The organism is Leisingera sp. ANG49 (genome assembly GCF_059694505.1).
The window spans coordinates 438,617-454,823 of the sequence record NZ_JCATZN010000004.1 but is presented as its reverse complement, the minus strand read 5'-3'; the positions used below and the strand labels follow the sequence as shown (position 1 = coordinate 454,823).

General features: G+C 62.2%; 15 protein-coding genes. 6 read left to right on the top strand and 9 right to left on the bottom strand.

What is annotated here, in order from left to right:
* Window position 1: 1 nt before the first annotated feature.
* From AC58NV_RS16070 to AC58NV_RS16055, 4 genes are all read right to left on the bottom strand, one after another.
* Window positions 2-373 (bottom strand): GFA family protein, encoded by a 372-nt coding sequence (locus tag AC58NV_RS16070; RefSeq protein ID WP_497228011.1) that lies wholly within the window; start codon window positions 371-373, stop codon window positions 2-4.
* Between the two features lie 9 nt (window positions 374-382).
* Window positions 383-952: a helix-turn-helix domain-containing protein gene (locus tag AC58NV_RS16065; RefSeq protein WP_497228010.1), complete on the bottom strand. Its 570-nt coding sequence runs from the start codon at window positions 950-952 to the stop codon at window positions 383-385.
* A 201-nt stretch (window positions 953-1,153) separates the two neighbouring features.
* Window positions 1,154-1,609 carry a GAF domain-containing protein gene (locus AC58NV_RS16060; protein WP_497228009.1) on the bottom strand — a complete coding sequence of 152 codons (456 nt, stop codon included), beginning with the start codon at window positions 1,607-1,609 and terminating at the stop codon, window positions 1,154-1,156.
* A gap of 93 nt (window positions 1,610-1,702) precedes the next feature.
* The gene (locus AC58NV_RS16055) at window positions 1,703-2,875 is read right to left on the bottom strand and encodes a thiolase family protein (RefSeq protein ID WP_497228008.1); all 1,173 of its coding nucleotides are present in this window, start codon (window positions 2,873-2,875) and stop codon (window positions 1,703-1,705) included.
* 95 nt (window positions 2,876-2,970) lie between these two features.
* Between AC58NV_RS16055 and AC58NV_RS16050 the strand changes: the two genes are divergently transcribed.
* The 3 genes from AC58NV_RS16050 to AC58NV_RS16040 all read left to right on the top strand — a co-directional run bounded on the left by AC58NV_RS16050 (window position 2,971) and on the right by AC58NV_RS16040 (window position 5,683).
* The gene (locus AC58NV_RS16050; RefSeq protein ID WP_366662690.1) at window positions 2,971-3,315 is read left to right on the top strand and encodes an STAS domain-containing protein; all 345 of its coding nucleotides are present in this window, start codon (window positions 2,971-2,973) and stop codon (window positions 3,313-3,315) included.
* A 35-nt stretch (window positions 3,316-3,350) separates the two neighbouring features.
* Entirely contained in the window at window positions 3,351-3,800 is a 450-nt protein-coding gene (locus AC58NV_RS16045; RefSeq protein WP_366662737.1) for an ATP-binding protein, read from the top strand.
* A gap of 308 nt (window positions 3,801-4,108) precedes the next feature.
* Window positions 4,109-5,683: a gamma-glutamyltransferase family protein gene (locus tag AC58NV_RS16040; RefSeq protein WP_497228007.1), complete on the top strand. Its 1,575-nt coding sequence runs from the start codon at window positions 4,109-4,111 to the stop codon at window positions 5,681-5,683.
* 37 nt (window positions 5,684-5,720) lie between these two features.
* Here the strand turns inward: AC58NV_RS16040 and hspQ are convergent, their stop codons facing one another.
* Window positions 5,721-6,047, bottom strand: coding sequence for a heat shock protein HspQ (gene hspQ, locus AC58NV_RS16035; protein WP_039147423.1), 327 nt, complete (start codon window positions 6,045-6,047; stop codon window positions 5,721-5,723).
* 333 nt (window positions 6,048-6,380) lie between these two features.
* Between hspQ and AC58NV_RS16030 the strand changes: the two genes are divergently transcribed.
* Together AC58NV_RS16030 and AC58NV_RS16025 are read left to right on the top strand one after the other, a co-directional pair.
* Window positions 6,381-6,968 (top strand): transglycosylase SLT domain-containing protein, encoded by a 588-nt coding sequence (locus tag AC58NV_RS16030; protein ID WP_366662687.1) that lies wholly within the window; start codon window positions 6,381-6,383, stop codon window positions 6,966-6,968.
* Window positions 6,969-7,030: 62 nt separating this feature from the next.
* The gene (locus AC58NV_RS16025; protein WP_497228006.1) at window positions 7,031-8,422 is read left to right on the top strand and encodes an alpha/beta fold hydrolase; all 1,392 of its coding nucleotides are present in this window, start codon (window positions 7,031-7,033) and stop codon (window positions 8,420-8,422) included.
* A gap of 16 nt (window positions 8,423-8,438) precedes the next feature.
* Here the strand turns inward: AC58NV_RS16025 and AC58NV_RS16020 are convergent, their stop codons facing one another.
* The 4 genes from AC58NV_RS16020 to AC58NV_RS16005 form a co-directional block, all read right to left on the bottom strand.
* Window positions 8,439-9,023 carry a LolA family protein gene (locus AC58NV_RS16020; RefSeq protein ID WP_497228005.1) on the bottom strand — a complete coding sequence of 195 codons (585 nt, stop codon included), beginning with the start codon at window positions 9,021-9,023 and terminating at the stop codon, window positions 8,439-8,441.
* A 79-nt stretch (window positions 9,024-9,102) separates the two neighbouring features.
* Window positions 9,103-12,129 carry a DNA translocase FtsK gene (locus AC58NV_RS16015; RefSeq protein ID WP_497228004.1) on the bottom strand — a complete coding sequence of 1,009 codons (3,027 nt, stop codon included), beginning with the start codon at window positions 12,127-12,129 and terminating at the stop codon, window positions 9,103-9,105.
* Between the two features lie 115 nt (window positions 12,130-12,244).
* Entirely contained in the window at window positions 12,245-13,423 is a 1,179-nt protein-coding gene (locus tag AC58NV_RS16010; RefSeq protein WP_497228003.1) for an aminotransferase class I/II-fold pyridoxal phosphate-dependent enzyme, read from the bottom strand.
* Between the two features lie 109 nt (window positions 13,424-13,532).
* Window positions 13,533-14,864 (bottom strand): amidase, encoded by a 1,332-nt coding sequence (locus tag AC58NV_RS16005; protein WP_497228002.1) that lies wholly within the window; start codon window positions 14,862-14,864, stop codon window positions 13,533-13,535.
* Between the two features lie 110 nt (window positions 14,865-14,974).
* Between AC58NV_RS16005 and AC58NV_RS16000 the strand changes: the two genes are divergently transcribed.
* Entirely contained in the window at window positions 14,975-16,201 is a 1,227-nt protein-coding gene (locus AC58NV_RS16000; protein ID WP_497228001.1) for an FAD-dependent monooxygenase, read from the top strand.
* The last annotated feature ends 6 nt before the right edge of the window (window positions 16,202-16,207 follow it).

The window sequence follows — 16,207 nt, the reverse complement described above, 5'->3', positions numbered from 1 at the left end:
CTCAGTCCTCTTGCGGCACGCCGTCCGCGATTTCGTAGTAGTCGCCCTTGGAGGCGGTAAAGATATGCTTTTCGACGCTGAGACCGGTGTTCCCGTCGACAGCGCCCAAAGCAAAACTCGTGGTGTCCTCGCCCTTGCCCTTCCAGAACAGGAAGGAGCCGCAGCGCGGGCAACTGCCGCGCTTGGCCTGCGGCGTTGCCCCGAACCAGCTCACCGGTCCGGTGATTGTAAGGTCCTCATCGCGCACCTGGGCCGAAGCCCAGATGCCGCCCGATTGCTTACGGCATTGGCTGCAGTGGCACATCGAGGCCCCCTGCGGTAGTGCGGCGGTTTCAAAGCGGACATCGCCGCAAAGGCAGGAACCCTTGATCATCATCCCCTCCTAGTAAACCGGCGGCGCGATCACCCAGACGGCCACGGCAGGCTCGTCGTAAGGGTTCGACCACTGATACGGCTCATGCTTGATCCGGAAGCTGTCGCCGGAACCGACAGTAAAGCTGCGGCCGCCGATCAGCAGGTCCAGCTTACCCGAGATCATGTAGCCGACCTCCTGTGTCGGCCGGTTGGCCGGCGTCTGCATCCGCGAATTGGGCTGGAAGGTGGAGTGCACCATCTCGAAGTCGTCGGTCAGGTCGGGGGACAGGAGTTCTTCGATCAGCCCTTCCTCGCCGGAGCCCATCGGGCGGCGGGAGCCAGCGCGCACGATATACCCATGTTCATCCGCCGGGGCGCCGGAGTGGGCAAACAGCATCGACATCGGTACCCCCAGCGCCTCTGCAATCTGGCGCAGGTCGGAGATCGAGGGCTCGGACATGTCCCGTTCAACCTGGCTCAGCCAGCCGACCGAGCGGTTCAGCATCGCGGCGATATCCGACAGAGTCAGTCCGCGCGCCTTGCGCAGGGCCCGGATGTCGGCCCCCAGTGTCGCTGCTGCCAGGGTCTGATCGTTCACAGCCTACCTCCCCGCCCGTGAAAAATTCCTCTCGTTTTTCACGATGCCCCGAGTCCGTGAAATTTCCAAGCTTTTTTTCACGAGGCAAGCGGATACCAATAAAAAACCCAGCGCCTTCAGGCGCCGGGTGGCTTCTTTCTGTTCAAAAATACCCTGGGGTGAGGCCGCGAGGCCGAGGGGCAAAGCCCCTTGATTAACGAATCAGCTGCGGCTGAACACCTGTCGAAGGATTGCTGCCAAGTGGTCTGCATCTTCCTGAGCGAAAGCATCTGGCTGGTCGCTGTCGATATCAAAAACCCCGATCAGTTCCCCATTGCCGTTCCAGACAGGCAGCACCAGTTCCGAGCGCGTAGTCGACGCACAGGCGATATGGCCGGGAAAGGCGTCCACATCCGCGACCAGCTGTATCTCTCCGGTGCGTGCTGCCGCGCCGCAGACACCGCGGGAGAACGGGATCTGCAGGCAGCCATGGCCGCCCTGATAGGGGCCGATCTTCAGCAGCTCCGGCGCAACGGCGCGGTAAAAGCCGGTCCAGTCGAACCGGTCGTCGGCGTTATGCACCTCGCAGGCGACAGTGGCCATCAGCGCCACCTCATCCGTCTCGCCATCAGTCAGTGCCGCGATGGTCTTGGCAAGGGATTCGTAATCGGCCCGCATGAGCAGCCCTCCTTCAACGTAACAGGGGGGCTGTCTGCCCCCTCTTGACCTGCCGGTCAATTCACCCCCGAGAGTATTTTGCGAAGGTGAAGATCACACCCTCTCGATTGCGATCGCGGTGCCTTCGCCGCCGCCGATGCAGATGGCCGCGACGCCGCGCTTGAGGCCGCGCTTTTCCAATGCGTTCAGCAGGGTCACCATGATCCGTGCGCCGGAGGCGCCGATCGGGTGGCCCAGCGCGCAGGCGCCGCCGTTCACATTCACCCTGTCACGCGACAGGCCCATTTCGTGCATGAAGGCCATCGGCACCACGGCAAAGGCCTCATTGACCTCCCACAGGTCAACATCCTCGGCCTTCCAGCCGATGGATTTGAGCAACATCTGCGCAGCCGGAACCGGCGCGGTGGTGAACCAGCCCGGCGCCTGGGCGTGGCTGGCATGACCCAGGATGCGGGCGCGCACGGTCAGGCCCTGGGCCTCGGCCGCCTCGGCGGAAGCCATGACCAGCGCCGCCGCGCCATCCGAAATGGAGGACGCATTGGCCGCGGTCACGGTACCGTCCTTGCGGAAGGCCGGTTTCAGCGTGGGGATCTTTTCCGGACGCGCCGATTTCGGCTGCTCATCCGCATCCGTCACAACTTCACCTTTGCGGGTTTTCACGGTCACGGGGGCGATTTCCCCGTCAAAGGCACCGCTGTCCTGCGCTTCCAGCGCGTTCGACAGCGACTTCAGCGCATATTCATCCTGGGCTTCGCGTGTGAACTGGTACTTTTCGGCACAGTCCTCGGCAAAGGTGCCCATCAGTCGGCCCTTGTCATAGGCGTCTTCAAGCCCGTCCAGAAACATGTGGTCGATCACCTGGCCGTGGCCGATACGGGCGCCCCCGCGCATTTTCGGAAGCATATAGGGGGCATTGGTCATGCTCTCCATGCCGCCGGCGATCATGGTGTCCGCATGACCCAGCGCGATCTGGTCGAAGGCGATCATCGCCGCCTTCATGCCGGAACCGCACATCTTGTTAAGCGTTGTGGCAGGCACACCTTCGCCCAGGCCCGCTGCAAAACCAGCCTGGCGCGCAGGAGCCTGCCCCTGCCCCGCCGGCAGAACGCAGCCCATCAGCACCTCATCCACGGTGGCAGTGCCAGCCCCTTCCAAAGCCGCCCGGATTGCCGCGCCGCCCAGTTCCGCAGCCGTCACCCCGTCATACATGCCCTGAAACCCGCCCATGGGCGTCCGGGCCGCTCCGGCGATAACAACATCTTTCATGCAATTTTCCTCCAATCGTCAAAAATATACCTACAGAAAAGTAAGCTTTGCGGTCTAGAGTGCTGCCTAATGACGTTACATCCCGGGGGACCAAAATGAGCCTGACGACCACCATGACGGACGGTGCACAGATCGTCAAAGTCAATGCCGAGCGCATTGATGCCGCCATGGCAATACAGTTCAAGGAAGACATGCGCACGGAAACCGAATCCGGACCGGAGCGGGTCATCCTGGACCTGTCTGAAGTGCAGTTCATCGATTCCAGCGGGCTTGGCGCGATTGTCGCGGCCATGAAGCAGCTTGGCGGAGGCCGCAAGCTGGATCTGGCCGGGCTGACTCCCATGGTGGAAAAGGTCTTCCGGCTGACCCGCATGGATACGATCTTTGACCTGTACAGTTCGCTAAGTGAAGCAACCGCCCCGGCCAGCGCAAATTCCTGAAAACGACGGCGCTGGCGGCGCAAAGCGAGAAATTGATGGTAAAAACCTTCGCCTGCTCGTTCACGGCCACGAATTTGGATGCCCGTTCCGGCATTTCATCCGTTGTGGCCCGGCTGCGGACCCTGGGAGTCCCGGCGGCCCGTGTGGATGAGGTGCAAATCGCCCTGACTGAGGCTGTAAACAACGTGGTCGAGCATGCCTATGCAGATGCGGCCCCGGGGGATGTCCGCATCAAAGCGGAGCTCTCTCCAGAACGGCTATGGATCAGCATCCAGGACGCTGGTGCGCCTTTTCCGAACGGACAGCTTCCCGAAGGCAAGCCTGCTGACGTCGACGTGCCTGTGAAAAACCTGCCCGAGGGCGGATTTGGCTGGTTCCTGATCCGGGAACTTGCAAGCCAGGTCCAGTATGAGCGTTCAGGGGGAAGCAATAATCTGTCGCTCTGTTTCGAGATCCAGGTCACCAGCCCGCCTGCCCAGGCCTGAGCCAGACCTTGCACTGGCGAAACCCCCGGCCAATTAAACGAAACTTTAACGTTTTGCCGCATTTGCGCCGCATTCCCGGCCCGCCCCAGACAAATAGATATGCGAATCCTTACCTGTAGCTGAAACGAGCTTCCCCTGGTGCCGTGTATTCTTGCCCCCACCAGAACATGGCACCGGGGACATCTTCTTCAGCCCTTCCTTCCCAATTCTTTGCATTGACGCCCCGTTCCTGCGGGAGGGCAAGCAAATTGAATTGCCTTCCTGCACCCCGCGCCTAGGCTTAGCGCATCGACAAGGGAGTCAGGCTCATGCGGGATTTTCATTTGCCAGGGCGTTCGGCGGCTTTTGCCAGCAATGGCATGTGCGCCACCTCCCACCCATTGGCGGCCAGCGTTGCGCTGGACATGCTGAAGCGCGGCGGCAATGCAATGGACGCGGCTTTGGCCGGGGCGGTCTTGCTGGGTATTTGCGAGCCGCAAATGACCGGGATTGGCGGCGATTGCTTCGTTCTTCATTCGCGGCCGGGGCAAGACATTCAGGCATTGAACGGATCGGGCTGCGCCCCGGCGGCAGCCACTGCATCTGCCCTCAGAGCGCAAGGTCTGGAAGCGGTTCTGCCGGGAAGCGCGGATGCGGTCACAATCCCTTGCGCCATCGATGCTTTCTGCCGCATGGCGGATACCGAAGGCCGACTTGGCCTGGATGTTCTGCTGCAGCCCGCCATCACCTACGCCGAGGAAGGCGTGCCAGTGGCGCCCCGCACGGCCTTTGACTGGCAAAACAACGCCGGAACCTTAAAGGGTGCAGCGCGCAGGCACTATCTGAGGGACGGCAAACCACTACGCTGCGGCGATGTGTTCCGCGCGCCAGGGCAGGCTGAAGTGCTGCGCCGGATCGCAAAACATGGGCGCGAGGTGTTCTATTCCGGGGAAGTGGCGGAGGATATCGTTTCAGCGCTGTCGGCCATGGGCGGCTCGCACACGCTAGAGGACTTTGCCCGCGCCAACAGTCTTGCCACGCTGCCTGTTGAAGGCCAGTACAAGGAATCCTGTTTGGTAGAGCATCCGCCGAACGGCCAGGGGGCCACGGCGCTCCTGCTGCTGAACATCCTCAAACACTTTGAACTTGCAGGACTGGACCCGCATGGCGCCGAACGGGCGCACATCGAGGCGGAGGCCGCCAAGCTGGCCTATGATGCGCGCAACCGGTTTCTGGCAGATCCGGATCATACTGCCCGGCTTGCACACATTCTGGCGCCTGAAACTGCTGCGCATCTTGCCGCGCTGATCGACCCCAAGCGTGCCATGCCCACTGCCGCGCCACTGACCGAGGCAGTGCACAAGGACACAGTTTATATCACGGTGGTGGACAAGGACCGAATGGCGGTTTCACTGATCTATTCCATCTTCCACGGCTTTGGCTCAGGCATCGCGTCAGAGAAATTTGGCATTCTTTTGCAGAACCGCGGCGCCGGTTTCACCCTGGAGGAAGGCCATCCGAACGAACTGGGGCCAGGCAAGCGCCCGATGCACACCATCATTCCGGCAATGCTGAAACAAAATGAAGAGGTCGTCATGCCCTTCGGCGTGATGGGCGGCGGATATCAGCCCACCGGTCACGCCAGGCTGGTCTCGAACCTTCTGGATTTCGGGATGGACCTGCAAACCGCGATCGACGCGCCGCGCTGCTTTGCCGATAGCGGTGTGTTGAAAGTGGAGCGAGGCTACTCAGACGAAGTCCGCCAGCAACTGACGGGCTTGGGGCATAAGGTGGAAATTCCGGACACCCCTTTGGGCGGTGCGCAAGCAATTCGCATTCATGCCTCAGGAGTTCTGGAAGGTGCAAGCGATCCGCGCAAAGACGGCTGTGCGCTGGGATACTGACGCCCGCGCCGCAAGCCAGCCCGAAGGAATGCGGAGATTAGTTCAACTGATAGTGCAGTGCATAGGCGCCGCCGTCGAAATTACCAAACATTTCAGGCACATCCGGGTGCCCAACAGGCTCGCCTGAATAATCCGCAACCAAGTTTTGTTCGGAAACGTAAGCCACATAATAGCTTTGATCATTCTCAGCCAGCAGGTGGTAGAACGGCTGATCTTTGACGGGCCGGCTGTCTTCCGGGATCGCTTCATACCATTCCTCGGTATTCGAGAATTCCGGATCGACATCAAAGACGACGCCGCGGAAGGGATGCTTCCGGTGGCGGACGACCTGCCCAAGGTTATATTTTGCGCGTGTTCTCATCATGGTCTTAATGCCCCCGTTTAAACTAAATAGCGCGCGCGGCGGGGAAATGTCCAACTGTTGACGCAAATTTTAAGGGAAACAGACTGTGGATCTCACTTTGACAGTGCCATCGCTGTAGCAGGGCAGCGCCAAGGCAGCCGGACTGACACAGTAGCCCAGCGCCGGAGAGCATTTCCCGCGCGAAGACCGGAAACACGGACGGTTTTGCCCGGAAATCCGAAGTTTTTCTGCCACTGCAACGGTAATCGAATCTGGAAATTTGATTTCCTCGACCGCCACAATCCGCTAAAGTTGCCACAAAACAAACCCAATATTAAAAAGTGGGCAGAGGCAATGAGCAGACTCATCAGCGCCCTCGTTCTCCTCATGGCGGTTGCGTCTTGCGGAGGCGGGCACAAAGCGCCGCCGCGCAACCTGGATAATGCCTGCAGCATCATTCAGCAGCGTCCTGACTATCTGAAGGCCTTCCGCGCGACCCAGCGCCGCTGGGGGGTGCCGGTGCATGTTCAGATGGCAACGATCTATCACGAAAGCCGGTTCCGCGGCGATGCCCGCACACCGCATCAGTACCTGCTGGGGGTGATCCCCATCGGGCGCCAGTCAAGCGCCTATGGCTACAGCCAGGCGCTGGACGGCACTTGGGACGACTACCGCCACGACACTGGCCGCCGCCGTGCCAAGCGCGACCGGATCAGCGATGCCACCGACTTTATGGGCTGGTACATGCGCAAGAGCCTCGAGAAGAACGGCATTCCGCTTTATGACGCGCGCAACCAGTATCTCGCTTACCACGAGGGCCATTATGGTTATTCCCGCGGCAGCTACCGCTCCAAGGCTTGGCTGATGCGCGTTGCAGGCCAGGTCGAGGCGAGAGCACAAACCTATCAGGCACAGCTGGCTACTTGCCGCAAGTTCCGCTGACCCTGTCCAAGACTGGAAAAAAAGCCCCTTTCCCCTAACATTCAGGGGGGAGGATACAGTGCATGGAACGCAGGCTTGCCGCCGTTTTAGTCGCCGACATGGCTGGTTACTCCCGGCTGATGGAAGCGGATGAAGAAGGCGTTCTGCGGCGCCAGAAGAGGCACCGCCGGGAGCTGATCGACCCGCAAATCTCAGCCAACCGCGGCCACACCGTGAAGACCACTGGCGACGGCATGCTGGTGGAATTCGGATCTGCCCACGACGCAGTCCGCTGCGCGTTGACAATCCAGAAGAATATGTCCAAACGCGAAGCGGACACGCAGGAACAAAGCCGCATCCGCTACCGCGTCGGGATCAATATCGGCGACGTGGTCTTTGACGGCGCGGATATCTTTGGCGACGGTGTCAACGTCGCCGCCCGCCTGGAAGGGCTGGCGGAACCCGGCGGCATCTGCATCTCCGGCATCGTGCACGAAACCGTCAGGGACCGGCTCGGTGAAAACTTCCGTGATATGGGGTCGCAACGGGTCAAGAACATTTCCCGCCCGGTCAGGGTCTGGCAATGGGTCCCCGATGCCCGTCCCGAGCGCGCGCCGCCGGAAGCTGCCCTGCAGCAAAGGGTCAGATACTGTACATCACCTGACGGAACCCATCTTGCCTATACCACGATCGGCAACGGGCCGCCGGTTCTAAAAGCGCCGAACTGGATCAACCACATCGAATACGAATGGCAAAGCCCGGTTTGGGGCCAGTTTCTGAACGAATTTGCCGGCAACTGCAGCTTGACCCGGTTTGACCAGCGCGGCAACGGGCTGTCGGATTGGGAGGTGGAGAAAATATCGGAAGACCGGATGATCGACGATATGCTGGCCGTGGCCGATGCCGCCGGACTGGAGCGCTTTGCCCTGTGCGGCATCAGCCAGGGCGCGGCCTTTTCCATGCGGTTCGCGGCCCAATATCCGGATCGCGTCAATTGCCTTGTCTTGCTGGGCGGTTATGTGCGCGGGCGCTTGCGGCGGGAGGACCCGGAGGCGGACAGGTTCCACCAGATCGGCTACAACATGATCCGGGACGGATGGGGATCTCCGAATTCGATCTACCGGCATTTCTTCACCACCACGTACATTCCTGATGCTAATGCGGAGGAGGGAGCGTCCTTTGACGAATTGCAACGGCTGTCCACAAACCCGGAGAACGCGCTGCGAATCCTGGAAATGAACGCCGTGATCGATGCCACACCCCACGCGAAAAACGTCAGGGCGCCCACCCTGGTCCTGCACTGCCGCGGCGACCGAGCAGTAACGGTGGCAGAAGGGCGGCTGGCCGCGCGGCTGATTCCGGAGGCCAGTTTTGTCGAGCTGTCCGGTAACAACCACTGCATGATTGCCGGCCACCCCGGATTCCAGGAATTTTTTAACGAAGCTATGCCGTTCATTCACCGCCACGCGGCATAAGCGGCAGCGGCCTGTTTTAGCGGGACCGGCCGCTGGTCGTAAACAAGCTTGAGGAAAGTTTCACGCCAGTCTTCATCGCCCCCAGAATGACGGTTGTCTGCCCGCCCGCGCTGTCATGGATCACCCATTTACGCAGTTCCACCGGGCTGCCGGTGAACATCATCTCGATACTGCCGTGATCCGGATTTTCCGGATCTTGTGCCCGCACAATCGTCGAGGTGCCGTCGAAACTTTGCCCCACGACCATATTGGCCCTACCCAAATCCACCCTTCGGTCCAGGATGATCGACAACGGAGTCCGCTTAAGCGGGTAGGTCTCAGGCGGCTGGTTCGATTTCGGGTCGTGGATCACCACCGCACCGCCGCCGGCCACCACTGTGCCGCCGCCATTACCATCATATTCAAACCGCATCCGGCCTGGCCGATGAATATACAGCTTGCCGGTGGACAAGCTGCCGTCGTCATTTATTTGCGTGAAGGGAGAGGAGGCCGTGGAAATCCCGTTCAGGTAACTGGAAATCTCATTGAGGCTCAGCTTCTCTGCCGCCCAGGAAGCAGGGGCGATGAGGGTCAGCGCTAGTGCGAGTGCAATCCGTTTCATGAGCTCAACATAGGCACGCTGTTGCAGATGTGAAGATGCCGGATCCGCAAGGACCCGGCATCGGCAGATTTTTGTCAGCTTACTGTTCGGGAACCAGAATTTCCCGCTTGCCCACATGGTTGGCGGCGGAAACAACGCCCTCTTCCTCCATCTGCTCCACCAGCCGCGCGGCCTTGTTGTAGCCGATCGCCAGCTTGCGCTGGATGTAGGAGGTGGAGCACTTGCGGTCCTTGATGACAATCGCCACCGCCTGATCGTACAGCGCATCCTCGCCGTTGGTGTTGCCGCCGGTGTTCAGACCAAGCACCGCGTCGATATTGTCGGCCTTGTCCTCGTCGGGGCCATCCAGGACACCGCCGACGTAATCCGGCGGGCCGAACTGCTTGAGGTGGTTGACCACTTCCTCGACCTCTTCGTCCGAACAGAACGGACCGTGGCAGCGGGTGATCTTGGCCCCGCCCGCCATATACAGCATATCACCCATGCCCAGCAGCTGCTCGGCACCCATCTCACCCAGGATGGTGCGGCTGTCGACCTTGGAGGTGACCTGGAAGGAGATGCGGGTCGGGAAGTTCGCCTTGATGGTGCCGGTGATCACGTCCACCGAGGGACGCTGAGTTGCCATGATCAGGTGGATGCCCGAGGCACGCGCCATCTGCGCCAGGCGCTGAATACAGGCCTCGATCTCCTTGCCCGCAACCATCATCAGGTCGGCCATCTCGTCGACAATCACGACGATATAGGGCAGCGCCTTGGGTTCGAACTCTTCGGTCTCGAACACCGGTTCGCCGGTTTCGTCGTCAAACCCGGTCTGCACGGTGCGGGAGAACATCTCGCCCTTGGCCAAGGCCTCTTTCACACGGCCGTTGTAGCCCGCAATGTTGCGCACGCCCATCTTGGACATCTTGCGGTAGCGGTCTTCCATTTCGCCCACCACCCATTTGAGCGCCACGACGGCCTTTTTCGGGTCGGTCACAACGGGTGAGAGCAGATGCGGAATGCCGTCATAGACGGAAAGTTCCAGCATCTTGGGGTCGATCATGATCAGGCGGCATTCATCCGGCGTCAGCTTGTAAAGCAGCGACAGGATCATGGTGTTGATCGCTACCGACTTACCGGAACCGGTGGTGCCCGCAATCAGCAGGTGGGGCATTTTGGCGAGGTTTGCGACCATGGCGTCGCCGCCGATGTCCTTACCCAGCGCCAGCGGCAACGCGTGGTTGCCGTCACCGAAGTCGCGGGAGGACAGGATTTCGCGCAGAACCACTTTCTCACGCTTCTCATTCGGCAGTTCGATACCGATCACGGTGCGGCCGGGCACGGTCGAAACCCGCGCCGACAGCGCAGACATGGACCGCGCGATGTCATCTGCCAAGCCGATCACGCGGGAAGCCTTGAGGCCTGGTGCGGGCTCCAGCTCATACATGGTGACGACGGGACCGGGGCGAACCGAGACGATCTCGCCTTTCACGCCATAGTCGTCCAGCACCGTCTCCAGCATCCGGGCGTTTTCTTCCAGCGCCTCATCGCTCAGGTGGTGGCGTTCGATGCTGACCGGGTTGGTCAGCAGGTTCAGCGGTGGCAGTTCGAAATCGGTGTCACTGTCGTCGAAAGCCAGGTTGGGCTGGGCTTCTGCCTTGGCGCGTGCGGACGGCTGCACCGGCTTGCGCGCTGGTTTCTCTACCACTGCCTTGCGCGGTTCTGCCACCGGCAGATCAACGGTCAGCCGCGGCCCGGGGGCCTTGGCCGCCTGGGGTGCATCCTGAACCGGCGCCACCGCGTCTGGCAACGCTTCGGCCGGCACGTGGTCCGGCGTCAGCGCCCTGGGCCCGTCGTCGCCGAAGCCGGCGCGGGCGTCCTCTTCCTGCGCGTGCACTTCCGGTGCGTTCGGAACAAAAGCCTCAGCCTCCGACGCCTGCCAGGACAGCGGCGCCTCTTCCGGCACCGGCGGCACCGGCATTTGCGCAGCAGTCAGGGGCGGCTCGGCGGGCAGACCGCCCTGTGCGGCTGCAGGATTGAAAATCAGCGGGGCGGGGCGCTGACCGCGGCCCTTGGTCAGCGGCAGGTTCGGGTCCAGCTCCGGCGGTGTATCAGCGGCGCGGCGGATCCGCACAGCATTCGCGATCTTCTTGGATATCCGATCCTCGCCGCCCTCATCATCGGCAAAGGTCTCTTCTTCGTCCGCAAAAAGGGTTTCATCGGCATAGGTGTCCTCAGGTGCCGGCGCAGCAGGTGCAGCCCGGCGGATCAGCCCGGGCACACGCGACAGCAAACCGCCTTTGGCCGGCGTTTCAGGTTCTTCCTGGTCAGCATCAGCCGCATAAACGTCTTCGGGATAGTCCTCGAACATCTCCGGATCCGCATCAGCGCCGGCATAGAGGCCCTCCTCCGCAGCATCCGTGCGTTCGGCGCGCTCCCTGCGGTAGGTCAGCGCCGCCTGCAGACCGCTGGAGGCACCGCGGCCCAGCAGCGCAGCTACGGCGCCATAGCCCAGGATCAGCCCGATCATCACCTTGTGCAGGCCTTTCTTCATCTCTGGCCAAGTGAAGCCCAGCACCACGCAGCCAAGCGCCAGCATGCCCGCAGCGCTCAGCAGGGACATGATCTTGACCATGAAGTGCAGGCCAACCGGCAACAGCGCCAACAGCGCGCCCAGGAAGGTGTAGCCAACCATGCCGCCGAGGCCGAAGTCATAGTTCTGCTGCCAGCTGGTGCTGGCATTCAAAGTTTCCATATGCAGGGCCACCACCAGCAGCCACGGCACCGACAACAGCAGCGGCCAGACCACGCGGTCCTCGCCCCGGTGCAGCACGAACCGCAGGCCCCAGGCCGACAGGAACAGCGGCAGTGCCCAGCTGGCCTTGCCGAACAGGGTGATCAGGATGAAGGAGACGGAGGCGCCCGGACGGCCCAGCCAGTTCTGCACTGGGGCGTCGGTAGACACCGTCCAATTCGGATCCTCAGGTGTGTATGAGCCAAGCATGGCCGCAACCATCAGCCCTACCAGGATCAGGGCAATCCCGATCAGTTCCTTGCCGCGCTTTTCAATAGCCGCCTGCATATTGCTGTCGAGCAGCGGATCGCGGCTGCGGGTTTGAAATGCCATGCCTACCTCAGTTCCGTTTCATTCGCCCCTGCCCCGCTGTTCACCGCAAGGTCAAAGGCCTGTCCGTTCTTGGTTTTGGCTGCGCGGCCCCCAGCCAAGGGCCGCTCAGCAGAATTCAGTAAAGGCAGCCGCGCAGCGTGCTCAGCGCTTTGCGGGTGTCCTCAGCCGGGGCGACCAGCGCCACCCGGATGTATGTCTCGCCCGGGTTCTGGCCGGTCGCGCCTTGCGCCAGATAGGCGCCGGGCAGCACCCGGACACCCGTTTCCTTCCACAGCTTCAGCGCGGCTTGCTCACCATTGTCCACCGGAAGCCAAAGGAAGAAGCCCGCTTCGGGCGCCATGTAGCCGTTGAGGCCGTCAAAGACCTCGTCTGCGATTTTGTATTTTTCCTGATACAGCGCACGGTTCTCCGCCACATGCGCCTCATCCGCCCAGACCCTGGCGGCTGCGGCCTGCAAGGGTCCCGGCAGCGGTGCGCCGGAATATGCGCGCAGCTGCTTGACCCGCTTGATGGTTTCCGGCCCGCCCGCAATCAGGCCAGAGCGCAGGCCCGGCAGGTTCGACCGCTTGGACAGCGAGTTGAACAGAACCACCCGTTCGGGGTCCGCCCCCAGCTCCTGTGCGACGGTCAGCGCACCCACGGGGGGCTCATCGCGATAGATCTCGGAGTAGCATTCATCCGCGAAAACGCGGAAATCGTATTGCTCAGCCAGCTGGATCAGCCGGATCCAGTACGCGCGCGAGGCCACCGCGCCCTGCGGGTTTGCGGGCGAACAGATATAGGCCACGGCGGTGCGGTTCAGAACCGCTTCGGGCAGGTTTTCGTAATCCGGCAAATGCCCGGTGGCTGCAGTTGCAGGCACGAAAACAGGCTCTGCGCCAACGGAAATCGTCGCCACCATGTAGACCTGGTAGAAGGGGTTCGGGATCAGAACTACGGGATTCTGACCGTTCTTCTGCTCCGGGCAGAGCGCCATCGCGGCGTTGTACAGCCCCTCACGGGTGCCGTTCAGCGCCATGATCTGCGTCTCGGGGTTTGCGGTCACGCCATAGCGGCGGCTGATCCAGTCCGAAATGGTACCGCGCAGCTCCGGCGTGCCGTCGTTGTTCGGATACTGGTTAAACCCGGCGGCGTTTTCGGCGATGACATCGGTGACCCAGGCCGGAAACGCATGTTTCGGCTCGCCAATGGTCATTTGCACCACATCCCCGCCGGGGGTGTGATGGTCCAACAGCGCCCGCAGGCGCGGAAACGCATAGGCTGGCAGGTTCGAAAACCGCTCAGGAAAATCCATGTCTTATGCCTCAGTCACGGGATCATTGGCGCCCCGTTTGCGCCTCAGGTTACAGATGGCGGGCGGATGCGTCCACCCGGTGAGTGGCCCGCTGGGCCGAATGTGGCTTTCAGGCCAAGGCCGTCTCGATCGCGGCACCGGTGCGCAGCAAGGCTTCCTCGCAGTCCGGCTGCCCCAGCACCTGCAGCCCGCAGCTGGGCGTGCCAGTGGGCAGTGACAGCGCGCAAAGGCCCATCAGATTGCCGACCCGCGTGTTGCGCAGTGCAAGCAGATTGGACTGCACGTAGAAGTCATGATCGCTTTGCAGCCGCTCCAGGTTCGGCGGCAGGTTTGGCGAGGCCGGAGTGAGTACCGCATCAAAGCCTGCCACGGCCTGATCCCAAGCCATCCGGCACTGTTCCAGCTTGGCCCAGGCCGCGACGTAATCCGGGCCGCTGAACTGCGCGCCGGTGCGGAAACGTTCCAGGATTTCAGCATACATCAGCTGCGGTGAGGCCTCGATCACGTCTTTCCACAGCCCATAGGCTTCGGTGGTGTAGATAATCGGGCTAAGGCCCATGGCCTCTTCCAGCTCCGGCACCTCCAGCGGCACAATCTCTGCCCCGGCGTTTTTCAACCTCTCCAGCGTTTCCCGGTAGGCCGCCGCAATCTTCGGGTCCAGATCATCGTGCACGACATTTTGCAGATCGGCAAACCGGCGGCCTCTGAGAGTGGCGGGATTGCGCAGATCGGGGCCTGAGGTTCCCTCCAGCACCCCCAGCAGCAGTCCCGCATCCTCCACCGAGCGGGCCAGAGGGCCGATGGTGTCGAACTTCAGGCACAGCGGCACCACGCCTTCAAGGGTGATCCTGCCCGATGTGGTCTTGAACCCCACCAGGTCGTTCCAGGCAGACGGAATTCGGACCGAACCGCCTGTGTCAGAGCCGATTCCAGCCGCCGCCAAGCCAAAAGCCACGGATGCAGCGGCGCCGGAGGAAGAGCCGCCCGGCGCTGCGCCCTGGTCATTCACGCAGGGCGGCGTTTCCTTGATCGGGTTGAAGCCCAGGCCGGAAAACGCCAGCTCGCTCATGTGGGTCTTGCCCAAGCAGACGGTGCCCATGAAGGTTGCGTTGCACAGCACAGCCGCATCTTGATCCGGCACCCGCCCCTTGAGCAGGTCAGAGCCGGATTCGGTCGCGGTGCCTGCGCTGTCGAACAGGTCCTTCCAGCTGATCGGAACCCCGTCCAGCAGCGAACGTCGCAGACCGAGTTCGGCACGCTGCTGGGCTGCTTCCGCCTCCGCTAGCGCCCGGTCATGAGTCACCTGCGTGTAGATCCGGTCTTTCAGGGGATGCGCGTCGATGGCGTCCAGATAGCAGCGGGTCAGCGCCACCGGTCCGATTTCACCGGCCTCAATCCCGCGTCCCAGATCGGCGGCCGTCATCGTCAGCCATTCTTGCATCAGCATCTCTCCCCTTGGCAGTTGCCGGTGACGGTAGCGGCAGCAGGACGCAGGCACAATCCCGCGCTTCCTGCATGGACAATCCCGCCAGCAGGCGCATATTGCGGGGCATGAAAAATGCGTCCGATATCCTGATCGTAGGCGGCGGGCTGAATGGCACGTCGCTGGCCCTGGCCCTGGCACAGACCGGCCACAGCGTCACCGTGGTCGACTCGCTGACCCCTGACAAACTTGCCGATGAGGATTTCGACGGCCGCGGTTATGCGCTGGCGCTCGCCTCGCAGCGGCTGCTGCAGCAGACCGGCGTCTGGCAGCATGTCGCGGACAATGCCCAGCCGATGCTGGAAATCAAGGTAACAGACGGCCACGCAGGCCACGGGCCCTCCCCGTTCTTTATCCATTTCGACCATGCCGAGCTGGAAGAAGGCCCGATGGGCTATATGGTCGAGGACCGCTTCCTGCGCCGCGCCTTCCTGCAGGCGATGGAAGATCAGCCGCGAATTACGCTTGCGTCAGGGCGCACCGTGACCGAACAGGCCCCGGATCAGACTGGCGTGACCGTCACGCTGGATGACGGCGGAGAGCTGCGCGGACAGGTTCTGGTCGGCTCCGACGGGCGCCGCAGCGGCACCGCACAGCGGGCCGGAATCAAAAGGACCGGCTGGGACTATGGCCAGACCGCGCTGGTCTGCGCCATCGACCATGAAAAACCGCACCACGGCATCGCCCACCAGTTCTTCATGCCGCCGGGGCCGCTGGCGATCCTGCCGCTGCCGGGCAACAGGTCGTCGATCGTGTGGAGCGAACGAACCGAGACCGCCAAGGCGATCCACGCCCTGGATGATGCAGAATACATCCAGGCGCTGCGGCCGCGGTTCGGCGATTTCCTGGGAGAGATTTCCCTGGCCGGCAAACGCTTCACTTATCCGCTGAACCTGACCATCGCCAACAGCTTCATCGGCGACCGCATGGCGCTGATCGGAGACGCCGCGCACGGGATGCATCCGATCGCGGGCCAGGGCCTGAACGCGGGCCTGCGCGATGTCGGAGCGCTTGCGGAGGTGATCACCGGCGCCACCCGCCGCGGCGAGGACATCGGGTCCTCGCTGGTGATGGAGCGCTACCAGCAGTGGCGCCGCTTCGACACCGCGTCGCTGGCGGCGGCGACCGACGTGTTCAACCGGCTGTTTTCCAATGACAACCCGCTGCTGCGCTTGGGCCGCGACATTGGCATGGGGATTGCCGGCGCCGTTCCCGGCCTGCGCCGCGGCTTTGTGCGCGAGGCGGCAGGCCTGACCGGCGACCTGCCAAGGCTGCTGAAAGGGCAGGCAATTTAGGGAATA